The 21,362-nt window shown below is 37.6% G+C and carries 29 protein-coding genes and 1 riboswitch; of the genes, 18 read left to right on the forward strand and 11 right to left on the reverse strand.

The genetic code is table 11. The annotated features are described in order from the left end of the window. Window positions 1-47 precede the first annotated feature (47 nt). Both ACIQCO_RS12300 and ACIQCO_RS12305 read right to left on the reverse strand, forming a co-directional pair. A complete protein-coding gene (locus ACIQCO_RS12300) occupies window positions 48-182 on the reverse strand; it encodes a BA3454 family stress response protein (RefSeq protein WP_400428829.1) in 135 nt (44 codons plus the stop codon). A gap of 126 nt (window positions 183-308) precedes the next feature. Next, on the reverse strand, window positions 309-539 hold the full coding sequence (locus ACIQCO_RS12305) for a hypothetical protein (protein ID WP_400428831.1): 231 nt from the start codon (window positions 537-539) through the stop codon (window positions 309-311). A 269-nt stretch (window positions 540-808) separates the two neighbouring features. Here ACIQCO_RS12305 and asnS point away from each other — a divergent pair, with 269 nt between their 5' ends. Further along, the gene (asnS, locus tag ACIQCO_RS12310) at window positions 809-2,200 is read left to right on the forward strand and encodes an asparagine--tRNA ligase (RefSeq protein ID WP_400428833.1); all 1,392 of its coding nucleotides are present in this window, start codon (window positions 809-811) and stop codon (window positions 2,198-2,200) included. 68 nt (window positions 2,201-2,268) lie between these two features. Here asnS and ACIQCO_RS12315 read toward each other — a convergent pair whose 3' ends face one another. Then, a complete protein-coding gene (locus ACIQCO_RS12315) occupies window positions 2,269-2,442 on the reverse strand; it encodes a hypothetical protein (RefSeq protein ID WP_169802710.1) in 174 nt (57 codons plus the stop codon). Between the two features lie 154 nt (window positions 2,443-2,596). Here ACIQCO_RS12315 and ACIQCO_RS12320 point away from each other — a divergent pair, with 154 nt between their 5' ends. The 4 genes from ACIQCO_RS12320 (at window position 2,597) to ACIQCO_RS12335 (ending at window position 4,040) form a co-directional block, all read left to right on the forward strand. Then, the gene (locus ACIQCO_RS12320) at window positions 2,597-2,815 is read left to right on the forward strand and encodes a helix-turn-helix domain-containing protein (protein WP_400428835.1); all 219 of its coding nucleotides are present in this window, start codon (window positions 2,597-2,599) and stop codon (window positions 2,813-2,815) included. A 196-nt stretch (window positions 2,816-3,011) separates the two neighbouring features. Beyond that, complete coding sequence (locus tag ACIQCO_RS12325; RefSeq protein WP_400428836.1) at window positions 3,012-3,383, forward strand: DUF2089 domain-containing protein; 372 nt, start codon at window positions 3,012-3,014, stop codon at window positions 3,381-3,383. Next, window positions 3,384-3,767 carry an SHOCT-like domain-containing protein gene (locus tag ACIQCO_RS12330; RefSeq protein ID WP_066061813.1) on the forward strand — a complete coding sequence of 128 codons (384 nt, stop codon included), beginning with the start codon at window positions 3,384-3,386 and terminating at the stop codon, window positions 3,765-3,767. A gap of 3 nt (window positions 3,768-3,770) precedes the next feature. Next, window positions 3,771-4,040, forward strand: coding sequence for a hypothetical protein (locus ACIQCO_RS12335; RefSeq protein WP_400428838.1), 270 nt, complete (start codon window positions 3,771-3,773; stop codon window positions 4,038-4,040). 87 nt (window positions 4,041-4,127) lie between these two features. Here ACIQCO_RS12335 and ACIQCO_RS12340 read toward each other — a convergent pair whose 3' ends face one another. Further along, on the reverse strand, window positions 4,128-5,615 hold the full coding sequence (locus ACIQCO_RS12340) for an amino acid permease (protein ID WP_400428839.1): 1,488 nt from the start codon (window positions 5,613-5,615) through the stop codon (window positions 4,128-4,130). Window positions 5,616-5,754: 139 nt separating this feature from the next. Next, window positions 5,755-5,946: riboswitch (Lysine riboswitch) on the reverse strand. 179 nt (window positions 5,947-6,125) lie between these two features. On the opposite strand from ACIQCO_RS12340, the gene ACIQCO_RS12345 reads away from it, so the two are divergent. The 3 genes from ACIQCO_RS12345 (at window position 6,126) to ACIQCO_RS12355 (ending at window position 9,420) form a co-directional block, all read left to right on the forward strand. Further along, complete coding sequence (locus ACIQCO_RS12345; protein ID WP_400428840.1) at window positions 6,126-6,941, forward strand: YitT family protein; 816 nt, start codon at window positions 6,126-6,128, stop codon at window positions 6,939-6,941. A gap of 181 nt (window positions 6,942-7,122) precedes the next feature. After that, window positions 7,123-8,352 carry an MFS transporter gene (locus tag ACIQCO_RS12350; RefSeq protein WP_400428842.1) on the forward strand — a complete coding sequence of 410 codons (1,230 nt, stop codon included), beginning with the start codon at window positions 7,123-7,125 and terminating at the stop codon, window positions 8,350-8,352. 81 nt (window positions 8,353-8,433) lie between these two features. Next, the gene (locus ACIQCO_RS12355; RefSeq protein WP_400428844.1) at window positions 8,434-9,420 is read left to right on the forward strand and encodes a DMT family transporter; all 987 of its coding nucleotides are present in this window, start codon (window positions 8,434-8,436) and stop codon (window positions 9,418-9,420) included. A gap of 44 nt (window positions 9,421-9,464) precedes the next feature. On the opposite strand, the gene ACIQCO_RS12360 is transcribed toward ACIQCO_RS12355, so the two are convergent. The 3 genes from ACIQCO_RS12360 to ACIQCO_RS12370 form a co-directional block, all read right to left on the reverse strand. After that, window positions 9,465-10,325 carry a DUF421 domain-containing protein gene (locus ACIQCO_RS12360; protein WP_400428846.1) on the reverse strand — a complete coding sequence of 287 codons (861 nt, stop codon included), beginning with the start codon at window positions 10,323-10,325 and terminating at the stop codon, window positions 9,465-9,467. A 20-nt stretch (window positions 10,326-10,345) separates the two neighbouring features. After that, complete coding sequence (locus ACIQCO_RS12365) at window positions 10,346-10,552, reverse strand: DUF1657 domain-containing protein (RefSeq protein WP_400428848.1); 207 nt, start codon at window positions 10,550-10,552, stop codon at window positions 10,346-10,348. 87 nt (window positions 10,553-10,639) lie between these two features. Further along, window positions 10,640-10,843 carry a DUF1657 domain-containing protein gene (locus tag ACIQCO_RS12370; protein ID WP_400428850.1) on the reverse strand — a complete coding sequence of 68 codons (204 nt, stop codon included), beginning with the start codon at window positions 10,841-10,843 and terminating at the stop codon, window positions 10,640-10,642. A 240-nt stretch (window positions 10,844-11,083) separates the two neighbouring features. Between ACIQCO_RS12370 and ACIQCO_RS12375 the strand changes: the two genes are divergently transcribed. The 3 genes from ACIQCO_RS12375 (at window position 11,084) to ACIQCO_RS12385 (ending at window position 12,986) form a co-directional block, all read left to right on the forward strand. Beyond that, a complete protein-coding gene (locus ACIQCO_RS12375; protein WP_400428852.1) occupies window positions 11,084-11,689 on the forward strand; it encodes a hypothetical protein in 606 nt (201 codons plus the stop codon). 90 nt (window positions 11,690-11,779) lie between these two features. Beyond that, window positions 11,780-11,938, forward strand: coding sequence for a hypothetical protein (locus ACIQCO_RS12380; protein WP_400428854.1), 159 nt, complete (start codon window positions 11,780-11,782; stop codon window positions 11,936-11,938). Window positions 11,939-12,068: 130 nt separating this feature from the next. Next, a complete protein-coding gene (locus ACIQCO_RS12385) occupies window positions 12,069-12,986 on the forward strand; it encodes a YitT family protein (protein WP_400428855.1) in 918 nt (305 codons plus the stop codon). 218 nt (window positions 12,987-13,204) lie between these two features. On the opposite strand, the gene ACIQCO_RS12390 is transcribed toward ACIQCO_RS12385, so the two are convergent. From ACIQCO_RS12390 to ACIQCO_RS12400, 3 genes are all read right to left on the reverse strand, one after another. Then, window positions 13,205-13,456: a sigma-G-dependent sporulation-specific acid-soluble spore protein CsgA gene (locus ACIQCO_RS12390; protein WP_400428857.1), complete on the reverse strand. Its 252-nt coding sequence runs from the start codon at window positions 13,454-13,456 to the stop codon at window positions 13,205-13,207. Window positions 13,457-13,591: 135 nt separating this feature from the next. Continuing rightward, entirely contained in the window at window positions 13,592-13,828 is a 237-nt protein-coding gene (locus tag ACIQCO_RS12395; protein WP_400428859.1) for a hypothetical protein, read from the reverse strand. A gap of 351 nt (window positions 13,829-14,179) precedes the next feature. Next, window positions 14,180-14,890 (reverse strand): class I SAM-dependent methyltransferase, encoded by a 711-nt coding sequence (locus tag ACIQCO_RS12400; protein ID WP_400428861.1) that lies wholly within the window; start codon window positions 14,888-14,890, stop codon window positions 14,180-14,182. Between the two features lie 172 nt (window positions 14,891-15,062). On the opposite strand from ACIQCO_RS12400, the gene ACIQCO_RS12405 reads away from it, so the two are divergent. From ACIQCO_RS12405 to ACIQCO_RS12415, 3 genes are all read left to right on the forward strand, one after another. Next, entirely contained in the window at window positions 15,063-15,869 is an 807-nt protein-coding gene (locus ACIQCO_RS12405; RefSeq protein ID WP_400428907.1) for a metallophosphoesterase, read from the forward strand. Between the two features lie 117 nt (window positions 15,870-15,986). Next, complete coding sequence (locus tag ACIQCO_RS12410; protein WP_400428863.1) at window positions 15,987-16,559, forward strand: YkoP family protein; 573 nt, start codon at window positions 15,987-15,989, stop codon at window positions 16,557-16,559. A gap of 107 nt (window positions 16,560-16,666) precedes the next feature. Further along, entirely contained in the window at window positions 16,667-16,942 is a 276-nt protein-coding gene (locus ACIQCO_RS12415; RefSeq protein WP_400428865.1) for a hypothetical protein, read from the forward strand. Between the two features lie 32 nt (window positions 16,943-16,974). Here the strand turns inward: ACIQCO_RS12415 and ACIQCO_RS12420 are convergent, their stop codons facing one another. After that, window positions 16,975-17,856 carry a VanW family protein gene (locus tag ACIQCO_RS12420; protein ID WP_400428866.1) on the reverse strand — a complete coding sequence of 294 codons (882 nt, stop codon included), beginning with the start codon at window positions 17,854-17,856 and terminating at the stop codon, window positions 16,975-16,977. Between the two features lie 191 nt (window positions 17,857-18,047). Here ACIQCO_RS12420 and ACIQCO_RS12425 point away from each other — a divergent pair, with 191 nt between their 5' ends. From ACIQCO_RS12425 to ACIQCO_RS12440, 4 genes are all read left to right on the forward strand, one after another. Further along, a complete protein-coding gene (locus ACIQCO_RS12425) occupies window positions 18,048-18,245 on the forward strand; it encodes a hypothetical protein (protein ID WP_024028964.1) in 198 nt (65 codons plus the stop codon). A gap of 111 nt (window positions 18,246-18,356) precedes the next feature. Continuing rightward, a complete protein-coding gene (locus ACIQCO_RS12430) occupies window positions 18,357-18,923 on the forward strand; it encodes a TetR/AcrR family transcriptional regulator (protein WP_400428869.1) in 567 nt (188 codons plus the stop codon). 177 nt (window positions 18,924-19,100) lie between these two features. After that, window positions 19,101-19,802 (forward strand): winged helix-turn-helix domain-containing protein, encoded by a 702-nt coding sequence (locus tag ACIQCO_RS12435; protein ID WP_400428908.1) that lies wholly within the window; start codon window positions 19,101-19,103, stop codon window positions 19,800-19,802. Next, window positions 19,792-21,204 carry an ATP-binding protein gene (locus ACIQCO_RS12440; RefSeq protein ID WP_400428871.1) on the forward strand — a complete coding sequence of 471 codons (1,413 nt, stop codon included), beginning with the start codon at window positions 19,792-19,794 and terminating at the stop codon, window positions 21,202-21,204. Before ACIQCO_RS12435 ends, ACIQCO_RS12440 begins: the two co-directional genes overlap by 11 nt. The last annotated feature ends 158 nt before the right edge of the window (window positions 21,205-21,362 follow it).

Consider the following 21,362-nt stretch of genomic DNA (forward strand, 5'->3'; position numbering starts at 1 on the left):
GAAAACAGCGGCATATGCCGCTGTTTTATTTAAACAATGGTGAACTGTTATTTTTTCCATTGTTTTTGAACTTGTTCATAGGCAAGGCGGAGGATTTCTTCATCCGACGTATCCTGATTAGTAATAACATTTGTTAAATAATTTTTTCCTTCAAAAGTTATTGTTACATCTACTTGTACCATATTAAATCACCTTTCTTTACAAATTGAATATATATATTTGTTGATCAAAAATTCCACAACAATCTATTGTATTAATGAAACTTATAAAGTATGCTGATTGAAAAAAAAACTTCCTTATAGGAAGCTTTAAACCTCGATGACCATAAATTCCTCAGCGAATAATTGCACCCTGTTTTTGTCTATTTTGTTCTTTTTCAGTAAGGATTCTGCAATGACTAGGTGGGCTTGAATGGAAACATTTCTTTTTAATTCACGAATTGATACATCGCCATTTAATAATTGAATGGCCTTATCTTGGATGTCTTGATTCTTAGAAGACTTGTAAAGGAGATACGCAATACAGGTAACTTTGTCCACGACAAACACTCCCTATTGATCAAGAATCGAACTTCTAATAATAAATTCGCCACAATAGTTGATTTTCCTGCCAATTTTCTGAAAATAATTGAAAAAATCTGACAATAGCTGTGCCAGAAAATTTGTTGAATATTGCTTATTTGTTGTGCATTTTATATAATATTGTGGGGCTAATAGAAAAACGATGAGAGTTCTATGGAATTTTACCTTTCGTCCCAATGGGGTGGGAGGTATTTTACTTTTTTACATATGATTTAGGAGGATAACTAATGAAACACGCCTTAATTAAGGAATTGTACAGAAATACCGACAGCTTTATTGAACAAAAGGTACAGTTAACTGGATGGATTCGTACCATTCGCGATTCCAAAACCTTTGGGTTTATTGAATTAAATGATGGCAGCTTCTTTAAAGGGGTACAGATTGTGTTTGATGAGCAATTGGAGAACTTTAAGGATATTGCTAGGCTTCCTATTAGTTCTTCGATAAGGGTTGAGGGAGAGTTTATTCATACTCCTCAAGCTAAGCAGCCTTTTGAAATCAAAGCAACTAACATTGTCATTGAAGGAACTTCAAATGTTGATTATCCTTTACAAAAGAAAAAGCATTCATTTGAATATTTGCGAACAATTGCCCATTTAAGACCGAGAACGAATACATTCTCAGCCGTATTCCGTATAAGATCACTTGCATCGTATGCGATTCATAAATTTTTCCAAGATAAGGGTTTTGTTTATGTGCATTCGCCAATTATTACCGGCAGTGATACGGAAGGTGCGGGAGAAATGTTCCGTGTAACCACTCTTGATTTGGACAATCCTCCAAAGAATGACGAAGATAAAACGGATATAACAAAGGATTTCTTTAATAAAGAAACCAATCTGACCGTTAGCGGGCAGCTTTCTGCCGAATCCTTTGCGTTAGCATTCCGGAATGTCTATACATTTGGACCGACATTTAGAGCAGAGAATTCAAATACAGCGCGACATGCAGCAGAGTTTTGGATGATTGAGCCGGAGCTAGCCTTTGCTGAGCTTCCTGATACCATGGATTTAGCTGAAGAAATGGTGAAATACGTAATTGGCTATGTTCTGGAACAAGCTCCTGAAGAAATGAATTTCTTTAACAGCTTTATTGAAAAGGGGTTATTAGACCGTCTTAATAGTGCCTATACGGCAGACTTTGGCCGTGTGACGTATACGGAGGCCATCAAGTTGTTAGTCGAATCCGGTGAAACGTTTGCCTACCCTGTTGAATGGGGAGTGGACCTGCAAACAGAGCATGAACGTTATTTATGCGAACATGTCTTTAAACGCCCTGTATTTGTCACCGATTATCCAAAAGAAATTAAAGCCTTCTATATGAGGTTAAACGAAGATAACAAAACAGTTGCTGCTATGGATTTACTTGTGCCTGGAATCGGAGAATTAATTGGCGGCAGCCAGCGTGAAGAACGTGAAGAAATTTTGGCTGGAAAAATTAAAGACCTTGGCATGAATGAGGAAGATTATTGGTGGTACCTTGAACTCCGAAAATACGGGGGTACAAAACATTCGGGCTATGGGATTGGTTTTGAGCGCTTAATTATGTATTTAACAGGTATGTCAAACATTAGAGACGTTATCCCATTCCCAAGAACACCAGGTAATGCAGAATTTTAAATGAAACAGGAAGAAGACCAATTCATTCGTTGAATTGGTCTTCTTCTGGTGCTGCTGCAAACATCATTTTAAAGATCTTGTAATTCTTCCTCGAAATAAAAGGTTTCCGGGTGCTCTTTAACGATATAAGAGTATCTCTTCATATTTTTTACATATTGCCATTTTAAAATTGTGACTGCCTCTCCAGTTTCAATAATATTAACAGTCTGACCGGATTTGTATCGATTATTTGCGTTTTTCAAATTTAACACCCCTTTAATATTCCCTTCTTAGTATAACACAAATGAATGAACTACTATGTATCTTCATCTCATACTAGAAATAGGGTAAGGATAAAGGCATTCATTTTGAATTATTACCTAACTATGGTATGCTAAATAAAAGTGAGGTGTCGTTTTGACAAATTTTAAAGCAAAAAAGAGTAACCTCAAAGAATTATTAGCAAAAAGAGGAATGGACCTGGATAGTTTGGAAAAAAATACAAATATACCCAGGGATCAGCTCGATGACTACTTGTCAAAGAGAGTTATGAATTTAAATAATGCGATGACAATCTCCAAAGAATTAAATTGCCGTATTGAAGATCTATATGTTTGGACGGCAGAAGAAGCATAAACTTGAAAAAAGCAGACTCGATTGATGAGTCTGTTTTTTTTGTTTTTTTAGCGGAAAGAAATTGGAATCAATAAAATTAATTAAATGATAAATAAAATTAATTTTTCGTTTAAATTTAATGAAATATTTTAATATTTATATTTAAATATTTGGAAAAATGATGTATGATATGGTTAAAGAAGGAAAGGAGAAATAAATGTCATATCCGGTTATTACAAATTGCCCTGTGTGCAGTAAGCAATTAAAAATTATGAAGTTACAATGTACTCATTGCCAAACGACAGTTGAAAATGAATTTCAGTTTTCAAAATTAGCAGCTCTAAGCCAGGAACAGCTCCATTTTATCGAGATTTTCCTAAAATGCCGTGGAAATATTAAAGAAGTTGAAAAAGAATTAGGTGTTTCGTATCCAACTGTTCGAGGGAAATTGGATGATATTATTTCTTCTCTTGGATTTGCTCTAAGTAAGAAGACAGAAATCGATAAGCAAAAAGTTGTTTCCATGCTGGAAAAAGGTGAAATTACTGCTGAAGAGGCGATTCATTTATTAAAAGAGGGGGAAGCGTAAATGAAGGAAGAAATCTCAAGGGTGTTAACGATGGTGGAAGAAGGCAAGCTTGATAAGGAAAAAGCAACCGAGCTGATTAATGTATTGCAGGGAAAGGATCAGCCAGTCAAACTACAAAAAGAAATACCGTACGGTAACAAAATGTTAAAAATCCGAGTAACCTCAGAGAAGGGTGACAATGTAAACGTAAATCTGCCAATTAATTTGGTCAAGGCAGTACTTAAAGTGGGAACGAATATCGCTGAAAAAATTCCCGAAGCAGCAAAATACGTAAAGGATATTAACGTAGATCTCTTAATTGAAGCCATCGAAAATGAATTAGACGGACAAATTGTCGATATCACATCAGCAAATGGCGATAAAGTGTTCGTAGTGATTGAGTAACCGATGCTTAAGGTCCGTGTAAAGGTAAAGGATAAAAAGTTTACGGTACCTGTTCCGTATCCAGTCTTAAATATTGTTAGTACTGTTATTACTTCAAAAAGATTTAATCGTTTTGTAAACCAGGCAATTGAAAGAGACGGTAGGAAATTCGTAGTCCCCCAAATAGAAAGGAAAGACCTAAAACCGCTGCTTAAGGCATTAGTAAAGCATAAAGGGTTAACGTTGGTTGATACAAAATTAAACGATGGCACTGAAGTGACGGTCAAGTTGTAAAGCATTATCCGAAATTTAGGGATAATGCCTTTTTTTCTTTTTAATTTTAGAAAAAACACGCGATTTCGCGTGCTTCTTCTAAAATAATTAATTTGTCAAATCACATTTCTCTAATGGAATAACCTTGGTTCTTTTCGTGAACTTATAACCTAGCCATAATAGTACGAATAGCGGCAGGCCGATATAGGATACCAGCACACCGTTCCAGTCGATATGGCCGCCCATGAAGGCAGTATAGTTTTGCCCTAAAACCACAAATCCACAAACAGAAAAGGCGAATATCGGACCAAATGGGAAGAATTTCGATTTATATGGTAACAAGCTAAGATCCTTACCTTGTGCGGCAAACGCTTTTCGGAAACGATAATGACAAACAGCGATTCCAAGCCACGCAATAAAGCCGGACATACCTGAAGCGTTTAACAGCCAATTGTATACTTTCCCATCTCCAAACAGGGAAGCAAGGAAGGCTAGGGTACCCACTAAAGATGTTGCGATTAAAGCATTAACTGGAACACCATGTTTGTTTAATTTACCAAGGAATCTTGGGGCTTTACCTTGACGGGCCAAATCCCATAGCATCCGTGTCGACGCATACATCCCGGAATTGCCTGCAGATAATACCGCTGTTAAGATAATAGCATTCATGACAGAAGCGGCGAAGGCGATTCCAGCTTTTTGAAAAACAAGTGTAAACGGGCTGACCCTGACACTCTCAACGGCCAAATTACCATTTGTATAAGGAATAATAAGTCCAATAACTAGAATGGCCAATATATAGAATAAAAGGATCCGCCAAAAAACTTGTTTTACGGCACGTGGAATCGCTTTTGCAGGATTGTCGGTTTCACCTGCAGCAATACCAAGAAGCTCTGTTCCTTGGAAGGAAAAGCCTGCTGCCATGAAGATTCCGAGCATGGCCATAAAACCGCCATGGAAGGGAGCATCGCCAATTGTGAAGTTTTTAAAGCCAATAGCGTGATCGCCCATTATACCTAAAATCATCAACGTTCCAATAATAATAAAGATAACTACCGTTACGACTTTAATGAGGGAGAACCAATATTCAGCTTCCCCAAATCCTTTAACCGAAAGATAATTTAATAAAAACATAATAGCCAAAAAAAGGCTGCTCCATAATATAGATGGGGTATTAGGAAACCAAAATTTCATAATCATTGTCACAGCAGCTAATTCTGCTGCTATCGTAATCGCCCAGTTAAACCAGTAATTCCACCCAAGTGCAAAACCAAGGGAAGGATCAACAAACTTAGAGGCATATGTGCTAAAGCTTCCGGCAACAGGCATATAGGCACCCATTTCTGCTAAACTTGTCATCAAGAAGTAAACCATGAGACCAATAATAAAGTACGATAACAGGGCGCCGCCTGGACCAGCTTCATGGATGGCACCGCCACTTGCAAGAAATAGGCCTGTACCAATTGTTCCGCCAAGTGAAATCATTGTAAGGTGTCGCGATTTTAAACTGCGTTTTAATTCTGATGGATCCTTTTTCGCTGATATTTCACCAATATATTCATTTTCTTTTAATACTCGTGCTGATTGCATTGTCATGACTCCTTCTTTTCTTCATTTCAGTTCAATGCTAGGATTGGGAAATGAGACTCATGATAGCTTTTCAGGAAGGAGTTTGGAATAAAAAATGCCATCGAAGTAGAATCGATGGCATTGTCAATACCCCGCATCATACCTTCCGAAAGATAGCTCAACACGCTCGGCTGGTAAAGCCTCACGTGACAGTTCTGTTCCTATTTGGAGACAGCCCCAGCATGCTTTTCTAGAGATGAAAAACACACTTCGGCAGCTTTTCCTTTCAAACGGAGTCAGGGATGTCTCTTCCATCTCGTCCACTTTACTGATAAAAACCGCGACCTCTACCTCATCGGTTTGATGAGGATTTTTTTATGAAGTTTATTATATTACTAAAGTATAAATAATCTTTTATTATTGTCAATATCCACAGACAATTTATTACTATTGTGAAAAAACTATCAATTTACATTGGATGAGAGAATCGGTATGATTTTAAACTATATTAGATCAGGTATTGGAGGAAACATAAAAATGCGGTTTCTGGGAATAATTACAGGTTCTCTTATTATTGTGATCGCTTTTAACCTATTCTTAATTCCTCACGAGGTGTTAAGCAGCGGCTTGAGTGGAATATCTATGGTTTTTGGGATGATTTCCCCTCTAAATACAGGCTTGGTCAACTTGATATTGAACCTTCCGTTATTGATTATCGGTTATAAAATGCTTGGAAAAAAATTCATCATGAATTCTATCTTCTCGGTAGCAATCATTTCCTTGGGACTTTATTTAGTACCAGTATTTCCAATTGCAAAAGACTCGATTCTTTCCTCGATATTTGGCGGCGCTTTAACAGGTTTGGGGGTAGGAATTGTGTTCCGTTCTTCGGGATCAACTGGAGGATTCGATGTTATTGGCATGATTGTTGCTAGGAAAAAGGACTTTCCCATCGGTGTGCTGCTATCTGGGATGAATGCCGTTGTCATCGTTATAAGTGGATTTTTGTTTAATTGGGATTCCGCCTTAAATACGTTAGTATCCATTTTTGTCACTGGTAAAGTAGTGGATGCCATTTATACGGATCATGCAAAATTAACGATAATGATCATTACAGAAAAAGGTCAAGAAATGAGAGCACATTTACTGACCAATTTGTATCGTGGCTTGACGATTATGGACGGAGTCGGCGGCTATTCAAATGATAAACGAAATGTTTTGGTTACTGTCATTTCCAGGTATGAATTGAATGAGGTAAAAAACCTAATTACCGAAGTAGATCCAGCCGCATTCGTCAACATTACCGAAACCATTGAAGTGATGGGCCTGTTTCATCGGCCTAGTCCCCAATAAAAAGCTTGCACATCTAATTTTTGTGCAAGTTTTTTTATTGTGAATTTAAGAATATTGTTTCCTGATTTATCCGAAAATTTGCTATAATAGAGAGATAATTAAGCATTATGAACGGGAGGCAATCCGATGTAAAATCCTTTACTTTTATCCATATCAATTGAATAAAAAGTGAGGGTGTTTTATGTCTATTATTGTCGGAAAACAGACTTCTTTCCGGTTTCTTTGGTTTGGGCAAATGTTTGCCAACTTGGGAGATATCTTATATATTGTCTGTTTAATTAAGTTGATATTTGATGCGACCGGTTCTGTTACCTATATGTCGCTTGTTCCGTTTTTTAATACCATTTCAGCTTTGATTAGCGGTTTATTGGCACCATTGGTGATTAATAAATACAGACTCAAGTCAATCTTGTTTTATTCACAAAGCGGTAAGACCATCTTGCTGTTTGTATTGACCATAAGTGCTGCTACGTTTAAAATGGGAGGCTTGTTTTGGATCTATTTGCTCATTTGTCTTATTTCTTTTTTAGATGGATGGGCTTCACCTGCACGAAATGCGATGGTACCAAGTCTGGTCGAAGAGGGGAAACTCGTAAAAACGAATAGTTTACTTTCAATATCCGATCAGATTGTCCAGCTGGTTGCCTGGCCAATCGGCAGTATTCTGTTAGTATCCTTAGGTGCCGGTAATATTCTGTGGTTAACCTTCAGCTTGTATTTCATTTCAACGGCTTTAATGGGGTTAATTGAACAAGCTGTACACATCCAAGCTCAAGAGGACCAAACTCGTTTGGATGCCTTGAAAGAGGGCTGGGGAATCATTTGGAAATCTAAACAGCTTCGGACCATCAGTTATATGAACATCCTTGAAACCTTTGCAAACGGGGTATGGATTGCTGCCATTTTGTTTGTATATGTTTCCGAAGCATTAAATAAAGGAGAGAATTGGTGGGGGTTTATTAATGGCTCCTTTTTTGCCGGAATGCTGTTTGCCGGCCTGCTGATTTATCGTTTCTCCTACCTAGTAGAAAGAAATTTAGGAAAAACAATTCTTTGGTCGACCTTTAGTTTAATTGCCATCACCTTAATGTTTGGCATGACCTCGATTCCTTGGTTTGCCCTTTTCGTCTCCTTTATGTTTGGTTTGCCGCAAATGGCCCGGGATGTTGCCGAGACAACGATCATTCAAAAAAGCGCAAGGGAACAGCTGCTTGCCAAAGTCTATTCTGCTCGGGGAACTCTTGTTTTTGCTGCGTTTGGGATTTCGTCGCTCGTGATGGGCTGGATTACAGATGAATTTGGGGTACGAACGACATTTAAGGTTGCAGCTGCCCTGTTCATTTGTTCCTTTTTTATTGCTCTAAGGGGGAGAAGGTATCTTTTTGGCGAGTCCAATATGGAAAGAAATTAATTTTTAGCGGGAAACTACTTGATGGTTTCCCTTTTTTCATAGAAAATAACACTATATTGATAGTAAGAAGGTGATTGTTTAATGCGGCCCATAATATTAGGTATCTTTGCTGCTTTCTTTTTTGCCTTTACGTTTATTTTAAACAGGTCGATGGATTTAGCAGGCGGCAGCTGGATTTGGAGCGCATCGTTACGCTATTTCTTTATGGTTCCATTTCTGTTTATCATCGTAATTGCACGAAAAAACTTTACACCATTGCTTAAAGAAATGAAAAGCCGCCCATTTGCTTGGGCTTCATGGAGTTCGATTGGGTTTGGCTTGTTCTATGCACCGATTTGTTTTTCTGCTTCCTATGCACCTGGGTGGTTAATCGCAGCTACATGGCAAATTACGATTATCTCTGGATCATTGCTGGCGCCGCTCTTTTACGAACAGGTTATGACTGAAAAGGGTACCATTCAATTGAAAGGAAAAATTCCTTTTAAAGGAATGGCGATGTCATCAATCATTTTGCTTGGAATCATCCTAATGCAGCTGCAGCAGGCCAATCATTTATCCTTTGCGGCAATCTCTTTGGGTGTGCTTCCTGTTATCCTAGCCTCCTTTGCCTATCCGCTGGGAAATCGTAAAATGATGGATTTGTGCGGGGGGCGCCTTGATGTTTTCCAACGAGTATTAGGAATGACGCTGGCGAGCATGCCTTTTTGGCTAGTTCTATCCGTGTATGGTTTACGAACAGCTGGACCACCCAGCATCGGACAAACGATCCAATCCAGCTTGGTTGCCATTTCGTCTGGTGTCATCGCAACGATTCTTTTCTTTCATGCCACGGATCTTGTGAGAGGGGATATGCAAAAATTAGCTGCCGTTGAAGCGACTCAATCCATGGAAGTTTTATTCGCAGTTATTGGCGAATTGTTACTTTTGAATTCCTTATTCCCAAATGCTTTATCATGGTGCGGGATGGTATTAGTTATGCTGGGGATGGTGCTGCACAGCTATATTTCAAACAAAAGCAGTACTGCTTCTATTTCAATAACAACAAACGATAACACAATAAACTCCTGAAAAATTTAAATCCTTATCAATCTTGGTTGATAAGGATTTTTACATTACCCATTAAGAAAAGGCGCAAGTTTTTCAATTGCATCCTGTAGGATCGATGCATTTTTTTTATACATTGCTTTTGATTGATCACAATCGGTTGCAAGTGTAAATATTTCTAAATCAGCTTGGGTTTTTTTAAGTGTCGCAAGTAAGAGGGGGCGCTGAGCTGCCTCAGGTACCTGGATTTTATCATCATAAAGGTCTACAGTTAGTTCACCGTATGAATCCACTTGGCCCAAAAAGACATTATCTAGCGTTACTCCTAGTTTTTCTAATTCTGTATAGAGCCATCCTCTGCCTTTTCCAGACCATCTTAATGGTTCATCCATAATATTTCCGTCCATAATGACGGTTTGCGGTTCTTTTTCCTTTCCCATTTTCATTTGTAAATCTTTTGGTGTAAGTGGACGGTTTTCTTTTTTTAATAATGCGCTTAAATTTCCTCTTGGTTCTAAAACGGCAAATTCAACGTCAGCAACTCGAAATATATCCTTTGCCCGAAGGAGGGCTGAAAGTTCATCAATGGTATACTTTTCTTTTTTTAGATTGTTCTCTAATATTTTTCCGTCTTTAATAACAACAGTCCCTTTACCTTCAACGAGATCACTGAATTTCTTGCTTTTTATGGATAAAAAGTTAACCAAGAAAGTAATAAAGCCAAATACACAAATAGCTAAAGCGCCATGATACAAGTTAGACTCAAGACCGGTAACGACTTCACCGGCAATACTTCCAATCGTAATCCCTACAACGTACTCAAAGAAAGAGAGCTCTGAGATTTGTTTCTTTCCTAGTATTTTTGTTGTAATAAATAAGAGCAGCAAAAAAATCAACGACCGAGTTATTATAAAAAACCAACCTGGCATTATTTTTCACCTCAAAATTGTTATGAACCTTTGTACTGCGGTTCCTGGCGTTCAAGCTCCAAAACTCGGTATTGAAGGTCTTTTTTAACATCAGCCATCGTTAAAGCTGTTTCATGGAAAACGGCCTTTGCTTCCTCTTCAAGAGAATTTAGAGCGAGGGAGGATAATTGTGCTTCAATCCCTTTTATGGTCGAAAGGCATTGTTTTACATTTGAAGCAACGGTCACATCAAAGACCTCCTTTCTTATGTGCGGCTGAAGATTTGTTGGAAAATGAAAAATGGGTTGGCAGAATCGCCAACCTATTCTAAGCCATTATTGATTGTATTGTGGTTCTTCAGCGACAATTTCTTGAAGACGTGTTTCTAGGCTGTCAAGAACAGATTGAGTTTGCTGTGCTGCCTGCTGATATAGTTGTTTGGCATTTTGGTTATCTGTTGCCAATGCAAAGGTTTCAAAGCTTGCCTGTGCACTTTTTAAGCCTGCTAATGCTTGTTTTACCTGTGTTCCTACTGTCATTAAATATTCCTTCTTTCTTTAAAAAATTTCAATACAAAAGTAGTATGCCAAGATAATGAATGGATATGTATTTTAAGAAAAGGATCTTATCCTAAAATTTTTTAAAAGCAGATAAAATCTACAAAAATTAGTATTGATTTCTTGCCACTTTTTCTTATAATTCTCGTCAAATAATTTAAATATTGGCAATTATAGGGTAAAATGGAGAGAGATAAAATCAATACATAAGGGGAGATTTTTTTGTTGTTATTAAAAAGAAGAGAAGCATCAGAGGATCATCATGTAAAATTAGTAGCATATACGATTATTTTATACATAAGCAGTTTGTTTGTTCCGTTTGTGGTGGTGGCATCGTTTCAAAGTCTAGTTTATTATTCGCGGTCTCAATGGTTTTTTTCGACGCCATTTTCTGCCTATATAACCTTTATGTGTGGAATGTTATTTATCGCGGTTGTATTTACCGTTTATTTACTATTTAGGGAGCGCTTCGAAGGGCGTACTTTCAAATGGCTAATAGCTGTCTTACTGATTGCCAGTATACCGGCTTTTTTCCTTAGCCTTACCAATTATTATTACTTGGATGAGGCTGGTATTCATTATAATTACTTAACAAGCATAAAGGAAACAGAGTATAAATGGGATGAAATCACCAAAGTAAATGTTGTATATCGAAACCACCAAGGCACCACTAGTTTATATCAATATAAATTTGAGGATAGGGATGGCAGTAAAGTAACCCTTCCGTTTGATGACTACTTGTCGAGTCACAAATGGCAAATCGAGGGGAAAATTAAAGAGAACAATATTCCCGTTCAGGACAATTTCAAAAATCCAATTGTGGACTAAATAAATAGCCTCCAGATTTGGCGGTTTTTAATATCCCGGTATATTACCCAAAGTTTTTGGGAAAATATTCTCGGAAGGGAGTGTTTCACATTGTCTAAAAGGAAAGACAGCCAAAATGATCGGCCAACACTTGCTCCGGGAATCGATGATCAGGAAGAATTAGAGCAAAGTGCCTCAGAGAAAGAGATTGACAACGGAGAATATACGAGAGTTATCACACTATCATACGACGAGGTTGACCCAAGTTAATGAAACAAACCGGCTGCCTGAATTCAGGCAGTTTCTTTTTCTAATCGACTAATTTAAGGCATATTTATATAAAACAATGGCTAAATTCGCTATACTGTATTTAGAACACTATTTCGAAAGGGGCAAGATAATGACAGGAACACAAGAATTAACTATACTTGAACAGCAGGAAGCGATTATGGCTAAAATTCAGCATCGCAGATTGACGAAACGAAAGCTTTTTCTACGGATACTTTTAATAACGATTGGTGCCACGCTGATGTCAGTAGGACTCGAAATCTTCCTGGTTCCCAATAATGTTATTGATGGCGGGATTACTGGAATTTCTATCATGCTTTCCTACATTACAGGCTGGAAACTAGGAATTTTCCTATTTATTCTTAATATCCCTTTCTTCTTTATTGGTTACAAACAAATCGGTAAAACCTTCGCCTTATCAACCTTATATGGCATTATAGTCCTATCAATAGGTACTACCCTGCTTCACCCGGTTCCAGCCTTTACCCAAGATATCCTTCTTGCAACTGTTTTCGGTGGAATCGTACTCGGTATTGGCGTAGGTATGGTTATTCGCTACGGCGGCTCCTTAGATGGTACTGAGATCCTTGCCATTCTTTTTAATAATAAACTCCCTTTTTCCGTCGGGGAAATCATCATGTTCTTTAATCTCTTTATTCTAGGTTGTGCCGGTTTTGTTTTCACCTGGGACCGGGCTATGTATTCCTTGATTGCCTATTTTGTCGCTTACAAAACGATTGATATTACCATTACAGGGCTTGATGAATCCAAATCGGTTTGGATCATTAGTGATAACGCCAGAAAAATTGGCGATGCGATTATGAATCGACTTGGGCGCGGTGTTACTTACATCAATGGAGAGGGTGCCTATTCTGGTGACGATAAAAAAGTAATTTTTTGTGTCATCAATCGTCTTGAAGAAGCAAAATTGAAGGAAATCGTTACCGAAAATGACGATAGTGCCTTTTTAGCTGTTGCGGATATTGCCGAGGTACGCGGCGGAAGATTTAAGAAAAAAGGTATTCATTAACAGCTTGATGAAAGTGGATTTGTCGTATTAGAAGGAATTAGCAAATAGACAGGATTGATTTTTGTAGTTTCAAGGTGTTTTGTGTCGTTTAGTAGGGAAATGAGCACCGTATATCTATCTTCATTTGTCGTACTGTGCGCTTACCTCGGAAATATTTTTTGCAAAAAATGAAATATTTCGTTAAAAGATGGCAGAATAGTTTCTGCCATCTTTCTTTGTTAAAAAAGTAGTTCATATACTTCATTTAGTTCAAATGCTCTTTTTTTGTCATGTTCCTCTTTGGCATAGCTAATTTCATTTGGAAGAATCTTATTTAAAAAACGACTTTCCTTTTGGCTTAAATCACGGACAAAAGCTCCTTCGGAAGCATAATCGCCTTCCATTAATTTTCGGTATAAATGTCTGCCCTCTGTATGTTCATCAGTATAGTTAGCTAAAATTTCCCTAAGATATCCTAATGTTTTATCCATAACTTCACCCATCCTTTCAGCGTTATTTTTTAACGAAATGTCAATAATATTCACTTCAAGAAAGGCGTTCATCCTATTAACTGTCGTGAAGAGGAGAAAATAGGCAAATAAAAGCAAGTATTAAGCTATACTTGCTTACCAAAAGAAGAATGGAAAACCAATAAATGGGACAAAGAACGGTCTGAAAAACGGTCTACGACCCCAAAAGCCGTAACCGTATCCATCATTAGAGCTTGTGGAATTAACTTCTTCGACCTCAAGGCCATCTTTTCTTACCTTGACCACCCGTGCCATTACCCATTTTCCTTCATGATTTTGAACCTTGATAACTTTGCCCTCTAATCCGCGTGCTTGCTCATAATTTAGATTCATGCCAAATGCCTCCTTTAACTTGTACTTGCTATAAAATATGAAAAGAGGTTATTGGTTGCACAGGCAAATGAACTAGTTCTTGTCCTTTATTTGAAAAGGGGCGGGATGTATTAATTAATAAAGTAAAAAAGCCCCATCAGAAAAATAAGGGGCTTTGCAGCATATTATTAAAAGATAAAGTATAAATTTTTTACTTTGAGAATTGTCCAGCTCCAGCGCCCTAGCGGCTAGTGTCCTTCGAGCTCCGCCCTACGATAAGTCAACATCGGGCAGCGAAGCTCACCGTGTTTCCTTTATCTCAGTTGGAGCGCTCCAGGCCATACGCCGCTGAACAGGGCGCTTGCGCTTTTCTTATTTTGTACAGAAAATAGTACGATAGCTTAAAATATCATGGTACTTGATGACAATATTTCCGTGCTGATTAAGAATATCAAATAGCTCAGGTTCAAAGTTCTTTGAAAAATTAAATTCTTGGGACGGATTACCTTGACTCATCGTTTGTTTCTGGGTTTGTATTTCAATATTTTGAAACCCAGTTTTTTCTAATAAGCGCTTCCAATCTTTCTCAAGTAATAATGAATCTAAGCCATAAAATTCCTTGATTTCTGCTTCCTCTAGTGAATCTAATTTTGTATTTATTGTCATTTCGTTGGCAATTAAGCGGCCGCCCTTTTTTAAAACGCGGTAAAATTCCCTTAATGCTGTCGGTTTATTAACAAAAGCTAAAACAGACTCAGACAAAATAATGTCGAAAGTATGATCTTCAAACGGAAGCTCTTCTACTGAACCTTGGAATAATTGAATTGGAAGCTGTAAGGTTTCAAATCGGGCCTTCGCCTTTTCAAGCATAATTGGATTGAGCTCCAAACCGAATACGTTAGCGTTATACTGCTGGGATAAATAAGCAGTAGTTTGTCCTGTGCCGCAGCCTGCATCCAAAATAACTGTGTTCTCAGTAATATTTTCTCTGGAAAGCATGTTCTTGGTTAAAGGAATTCCACCAGGATGGGCACCGCCAACACCAAACTTGGCTAAGAAATCAATATATGTTAATCCTCCCATAGACTCCACCCACTTATCTTTTTTTGCATAGTATGATAAGAAGCGGAGAGAGGTTCTCTTCTAATTAAGTTTAACTTTAAATTAACGATAATGATATTATGTAAACTTTATTTCCCATCAACTACCACTATAATGTATCTGCTCTTGCTACTATACTCAGTAGTGGGAGGGGATATCTTTGATTTTTCTAATGTGCATCATCATTCTATTCGTTATTTTCTATCGGGCTTATAAAAATACAAAGAAAGTAGCCATCAATACGATTAATGTTTCTCACTCCAAATTAGCGCATCCTAACTTGAATATTCTTCATCTTTCTGATATTCATCTTGAAAATATATCGATTTCACCCGAGGAATTATATCAATCTGTTTCGAAGGAATCGATTGATTTGATTGCCTTAACGGGTGATTTTCTTGACAGAAAAAAAAGTATTCCGAAATTAATTCCATATTTAAACGTTTTAGGTAGAATAAATCCAAAACTTGGGATTTACGCTGTTTTCGGTAATCATGATTATTACCTTAAAGGTGAAAATTTCGATTGCTTAAAACAAACCTTAGAGGAAAATGGATGTATCACGCTTCAAAACCAGCATATATCCCTAAACATTAATGACGATACACTTAATATTATCGGAATTGATGATAATCATTCAGGACGAAGCAATATTGAAGAATCTTATCGAAATTTACCTAATGGTTATAATCTTGTTTTGACACATGATCCAAACGTGGTTCTGCAAATGAAGGACTACACTTTTGATTACCTGTTATCTGGCCATTTTCATGGCGGACAAATCCATTGGCCAAAACCATTTCATTTAATGAAGATGGGGAAACTTGTTCGGATGAACATTATTAAAGGACTGCACTATCACAACGGGAAGCCATTTTATATAAGTGAAGGTCTTGGTCAGACAGGTGTTAATATCCGTATTGGCAGTCGTCCTGAAATTACCTTACACCAAATTTCTTAAAGCCGGGCTAATTACCGGCTTTTTTTCATATCCGATACATATCCTTAGATTACCAAACTAAAAACGAAACATCTTTATCATCCTATGGATGAAGACCGTTAAGGGAGTGACTCTAAGATGATTTTACGTCTAACAATATTATGGATCTGGAAGCTTATAGACCCGCTATTTTATTTATGTTCCCGTTTGCATTATATTAATGATGACCCAAATAACCAATCCGTATTTCGGGTTCGAATTACCAAATACAAAGGTGGGAATTTCACTCTTGCCGATGGTACAAAGATAAACAGAAACGATTGTTTATTAAAAATTCATTTGCATAATATTAGGCTATTACATGAATTTAAAAAAATAAAAAATGATTTAATGAGGGCAAGGCTGATGTATAAGCTAGTTCTAAGCTCTATGCCTTTGCTTGCAAGTTATCTGAAAGACCACCCTGAGGAGTCTAATATTAAAGGGATTATTGGAATTACTACAATTAATAAGGGGATTAGGTCATTAGGCTTTGAATGTTATCCTCCGAGTAACCGCTGGTATAAATATTTTAAAAAGCTGGGCCAGCTGCCTATTTCCTTAATCTCTAGTTCCTCCATCAAAAACTTTCATACCAATAGTCTCAATTATTTATTTTTATCCAAAGAAAAACTTTACCATCTATATGGTCAAAATCCTTCCAGTAAGTAACAAAGCAAAAACAGTTTTTAAAACATATTTTCAGCTGAAAATGCACAAATTAAGCAAATGGAAAGGGGTAAAATCCAATTTCCATATTTGCGGAAGGAGTGCTGTTGATGAGGGACATTAGGAGGCAGCCGTTTATTAAATTATTTGCACCGAAACGAAAAGGCAGGGGCGCAATGTGGGCATCTCTCGTGGGGATCGGCTTAGGCGCGGCCGTTTTTGGCGCAGCTAGAGGAAGAGGAAGGCGTAAAGACTTAGCACTTCCTTTACAAAATGCAGTAAAAAACTTTTCCTCAAAGATGAATTTTAATAAGATGGATGATGCAGCCTTAACCGAATTTTCAGAAGAGCTTTTAACAAGTGCCTTAAATAAAAATAAACAATAATTAAAAAAGTCCGCATTCTTAGCGGACTTTTGTTAATTTATGGCGGAGGGTACTTTCCGCGGTATGTACTCGATGTTTTCGGCAGAATAGAGCTTTATGATTAATAAATGGCCAAGCGTTCTTGCTTGGATTAACACTGGCTGATAATAATTATTTTTAAATGCAAAGTCTGGTCCATACCAGCTAACAGTTGCATCACGCCCTGGTGGAATATAGGGGACAGACCGACTGTGAGAAAATCGTTCGACAATCTTCAGCCCGGCATTATCAACAGCATTAAAGAGTGTTGAGGAAACCTGACAAATACCTCCGCCAATGTCCTCAGCATACTCGCCTCTGACAATCACTTTAGCCCGCAGGTAGCCCCGTGCATCTGTCCGTTTACCTACTACTTTGTTAAAAGAAAACACCTCTCCAGGAAAGACGACATGATTATTAATCGCTTTTGCTGCTAATTCAATATTGGTAGAGCGGTTTTTGTTATGCGAATTGAAAGAAGTGACATAACGGCCAATACGCAAACTGCGGATATTACTAAGCAATTCACTATCTACTTTAGGATAAACAGTAAGCATGGGAATTTCCAATTGGGATTGTTTATGTGAAAAATAGTAAATATAGAATTGTTCCGTGAAGGCCTGACGATGAATTCGATAGCCAACTTGTTCAGCTAAAATAGTTCCATTCCGATCAATAATGGCATTTTCCGGTTGGACCGCAAATTGTTTATCTAATTTGTCCAAAAATTGGTTGTATTTGTTGGAATCAATAATTGGTAAATCAGTATATGGAAAAGAAAAATCTAACCGATTGATGTTTGTCACATTTTGGCCGTCTTTGGTAATGGTTAAACTGTCTGGAGCATGTATTTGTTGTGCAGCCAGCGCTGCTGCAAATATCCAAGATAAAATCATTCAGCACACCTCCCTTGTTATAATATTGCTAGATGTTTGCCATTTCATGTAACAAGGATGAGAAGAATTTAAATGAGGGCCATTTTTTTATTTTGATGAAAAATTTGAAGGATTATAGTATACTAGCGAATAATAACAATGAAATAGTTATCTGCTAGCAATTAGCTAGCATTAAAAAAGGAGTGTCTTTCTTGACTGAAACCGAAAGAATTCAATTAAATGTGAGAATCACGAAGGAAACCTCTGCAAAACTTGATGAAATTGTCGAGTATTATCAACAGGGATTAAAGCTTGGCAGGATCTACAAAGGCGATGTCCTAACGGATATTATCGAAAAATCGTATGAAGTGATGAATAAGCAAAAGAAGTCATTTAAGAGATATCCGTAAGATTTTTAAGGATAATAAAAAACGAATTTGAATATTTACATTTTGGGAAGTATAATTGTTGTAAAGAGATACCAACCGGTTAGTATAAAAATGGATTGTGAGGACATAAAGGTGAAAGAAAAAATAACGGAACAAAGCATCCGCTTATTTGAAAAAAAGGGATTTAGTGAAACATCAATCCAGGATATTGTCGATTCCCTTGGCGTGACAAAGGGGACATTTTACTATTACTTCTCGAGTAAAGAAGAATTATTAATGGATATTCATTTAGGATACATCAATGGATTGCTTGTTCAGCAGGAACGGATTTTTAAAGACGAGAAGAATTCCTGCAAACAAAAATTATTTGAGATTGTTTTTATGCTGCTTTCCGACATTAAACTCCGGGGCCCTAAAGCAAAAATATTTTTTAGAGAATTAAAAAATTTGAGTCCTGAGCGCCACGCCTTAATTGACCTAAAGCGTGACCGTTTCCGGCTGAACATTGAGGAGTTAATCGAATCCGGAATGAAGAATGGTGAATTGCGCCCTGATTTAAATGCCGCGATTATTACCTTTGGAATTTTGGGGATCACAAATTGGAGTTACCAGTGGTTTAATCCAAACGGAAGCTGTACTGACAGGGAAGTAGCTGAAATATTTGTCGAAATGATTTTAAAAGGAATTCAAATGGATTGAAGAACTGAACCACTATCTTCCTTCCGACCTAGAAGCCAGACTCAGCTCGCACCACATCTATTAATAAACTATGAACAAAGTATTAAATTGTCGAGAAGATTTAGGCAGATGGTTTGATATAGCTATAAATTCGATTACACTAAAGATGTGAGTTTCTATGCTGGGAGTTGAAGTATGTTGAAAATATTAGTGATTGAGGATAATAAAAGTGTCTGCTCGATGATTGAGATGTTTTTTGCCAAAGAAGGAATTGAAGGCGAGTTTGTTAATGATGGCGTCCAAGGCTATAAGCGCTTTAAAAGCGGGACATGGGATGCCCTTATTGTTGACTGGATGCTTCCAGGAATGGATGGCGTGACGATTTGCCGGAAGATACGAGAAGAAAAGTTTGCCGTTCCGATTATTATGTTAACAGCGAAGGATAGTGAATCAGACCAAGTGCTTGGCCTTGAGATGGGGGCAGATGATTATGTGACGAAACCGTTTAGTCCTCTTACCCTGATGGCAAGAATTAAGGCGGTAACCCGCCGTTTCCAAAACCAGGCACCGAAGGAGATGGAGGGTTTTCTGCAAACCGAACATTTTAACGTTAATAAAATCACGAGAGAAGTGTTTGTTGACGGAACGCCCGTTACAAATCTAACACCAAAAGAGTTCGATTTACTTTATTATATGGTGGAGCATCCAAAGCAGGTATTCTCAAGAGAGCAGCTGCTAGAAAGAGTGTGGGGATATCAGTTTTACGGTGATGAACGGACTGTTGATGTGCACATTAAGCGGCTCCGGAAAAAAGTAGAAACTGCGTCGCAGCCATTCTTCCATACTGTTTGGGGAGTAGGGTATAAGTTTGATGAAGCAAGCAAAACAGATGAAATTTAAGTATTTTTATCAACAGTTTTTCAGCCATATTAGCATCATTATCGTTGCGTTTTTAATCTTAAGCCTGTTGTTTGCCCATTATCTTGAAAATTTAGTTTATGAGAACAAAGCAGAAGAGTTAATCACTTATGGAAAGGCAATCTTGTCAGATATTGAAGAGAGCCCTCGTGATTATCAGCCGCAAATTTTTAAACAATATAGTAATGTATTAGCTGCAAGAAAAATGAGTTTTAGTGTGTTTGATCAGGATGCAGTTCTTTATAGCGTGGGAAGACCTTCTCAGAGGATTAGCGGGTTATCCTCTTCTGATTGGGATAAAATATCCAAGGGCCAAACGCTAGTGGTAAACAGTGATTTTAAAAGGTTTGGCCAAGAAGGTGTGACCTTTGTTGTCTTACCCTTTATAGACCACGGGACATTTATTGGCGGCATTTTATTAACTTCCCCGATAAGCGGGTCAAGTGTGATGATCCACCGAATCAATCAATTTTTGCTTTATACCATCTTAATCGCCCTTGGTGTATCGTTCTTGTTTAGTTGGTATTTATCAAGAATTCATGTGAACCGGATAAAACGTCTGCGTGAGGCAACCTCGCTTGTCTCGGCAGGGAATTACCATGTCCATGTACATTCTTCTAATTTTGATGAAATCGGTGAATTAGCCAATGATTTTAATCATATGGTCGATAAAATAAACGCCTCAATGGAGGAAATTGAGAGTCTTGAAAATCGCAGACGGCAGTTTATGGCCGATGTGTCTCATGAGATGCGGACACCGTTAACGACAATTAGCGGCGTGATTGAAGGGTTAAAGAATAACATGATTCCCGAAGAAGACAAAGAGCGGGGAATCAACCTAGTTAGCCACGAAGCAAAAAGATTGATTCGCCTAGTCAATGAAAACCTAGACTATGAGAAAATCCGCTCGAATCAAATCCAGCTTTTTAAAGAAGAAATTCAGCTTTTGGAAGTGCTGGAAATCATTCAGGAACAATTGATGCTTCAGGCGGAAGAGAAGTATAATCAAATTGTTGTTGATGCCGCACCAGATGTAATGGTGAACGCCGATTATGATCGCCTTGTGCAAATTTTAATTAACATCACCAAAAATAGTATTCAATTTACTGAAAACGGGACCATCTGGCTGCGGGGAAGAACCGAGCAGAACGATACGATTATCGAGGTGGAAGACACCGGAATTGGCATCAATTCAACCGAGATTGAAAACATTTGGCGTCGATTCTATAAAGCAGATATCTCCAGAACCAGTAATCCCTATGGTGAATTTGGGCTGGGTTTGTCGATTGTAAGACAACTAGTTCTCCTTCATAACGGTGACATTGAAGTGTCTAGTGAAGAGGGAAAAGGTACAAAATTTGTCATTCGCATTAAGAATGAATAATTACTTGAAAGCCGCGGGATAAAGCCTGCGGCTTTTTACATTGCTAATTCAAGATAATTTCTTATTAAATTCCTAAAGTCGTTAAAGTTTGTTAATAGTTTGTTAAAATTTGTCGGTTAAAGTAAGGATTATAGAATAACAAATAGCAATCCTAAAGG

The sequence above is a fragment of the Neobacillus sp. NPDC093127 genome, assembly GCF_044754175.1.
Classification (GTDB): Bacteria; Bacillota; Bacilli; order Bacillales; family Cytobacillaceae; genus Neobacillus.

Bases quoted from the DNA above. Each gene is read 5' to 3' on its own strand.
- ACIQCO_RS12355 (WP_400428844.1), top strand. From the start codon at position 8,434: ATGCGGCCCATAATATTAGGTATCTTTGCTGCTTTCTTTTTTGCCTTT.
- ACIQCO_RS12420 (WP_400428866.1), bottom strand. From the start codon at position 17,856: ATGATTTTATCTTGGATATTTGCAGCAGCGCTGGCTGCACAACAAATA.
- ACIQCO_RS12335 (WP_400428838.1), top strand. From the start codon at position 3,771: ATGCTTAAGGTCCGTGTAAAGGTAAAGGATAAAAAGTTTACGGTACCT.
- ACIQCO_RS12400 (WP_400428861.1), bottom strand. From the start codon at position 14,890: ATGGGAGGATTAACATATATTGATTTCTTAGCCAAGTTTGGTGTTGGC.
- asnS (WP_400428833.1), top strand. From the start codon at position 809: ATGAAACACGCCTTAATTAAGGAATTGTACAGAAATACCGACAGCTTT.
- ACIQCO_RS12340 (WP_400428839.1), bottom strand. From the start codon at position 5,615: ATGACAATGCAATCAGCACGAGTATTAAAAGAAAATGAATATATTGGT.
- ACIQCO_RS12330 (WP_066061813.1), top strand. From the start codon at position 3,384: ATGAAGGAAGAAATCTCAAGGGTGTTAACGATGGTGGAAGAAGGCAAG.
- ACIQCO_RS12410 (WP_400428863.1), top strand. From the start codon at position 15,987: ATGATTTTACGTCTAACAATATTATGGATCTGGAAGCTTATAGACCCG.
- ACIQCO_RS12345 (WP_400428840.1), top strand. From the start codon at position 6,126: ATGCGGTTTCTGGGAATAATTACAGGTTCTCTTATTATTGTGATCGCT.
- ACIQCO_RS12360 (WP_400428846.1), bottom strand. From the start codon at position 10,325: ATGCCAGGTTGGTTTTTTATAATAACTCGGTCGTTGATTTTTTTGCTG.
- ACIQCO_RS12440 (WP_400428871.1), top strand. From the start codon at position 19,792: ATGAAATTTAAGTATTTTTATCAACAGTTTTTCAGCCATATTAGCATC.
- ACIQCO_RS12395 (WP_400428859.1), bottom strand. From the start codon at position 13,828: ATGAATCTAAATTATGAGCAAGCACGCGGATTAGAGGGCAAAGTTATC.
- ACIQCO_RS12385 (WP_400428855.1), top strand. From the start codon at position 12,069: ATGACAGGAACACAAGAATTAACTATACTTGAACAGCAGGAAGCGATT.
- ACIQCO_RS12325 (WP_400428836.1), top strand. From the start codon at position 3,012: ATGTCATATCCGGTTATTACAAATTGCCCTGTGTGCAGTAAGCAATTA.
- ACIQCO_RS12390 (WP_400428857.1), bottom strand. From the start codon at position 13,456: ATGGATAAAACATTAGGATATCTTAGGGAAATTTTAGCTAACTATACT.
- ACIQCO_RS12415 (WP_400428865.1), top strand. From the start codon at position 16,667: ATGAGGGACATTAGGAGGCAGCCGTTTATTAAATTATTTGCACCGAAA.
- ACIQCO_RS12300 (WP_400428829.1), bottom strand. From the start codon at position 182: ATGGTACAAGTAGATGTAACAATAACTTTTGAAGGAAAAAATTATTTA.
- ACIQCO_RS12370 (WP_400428850.1), bottom strand. From the start codon at position 10,843: ATGACAGTAGGAACACAGGTAAAACAAGCATTAGCAGGCTTAAAAAGT.
- ACIQCO_RS12350 (WP_400428842.1), top strand. From the start codon at position 7,123: ATGTCTATTATTGTCGGAAAACAGACTTCTTTCCGGTTTCTTTGGTTT.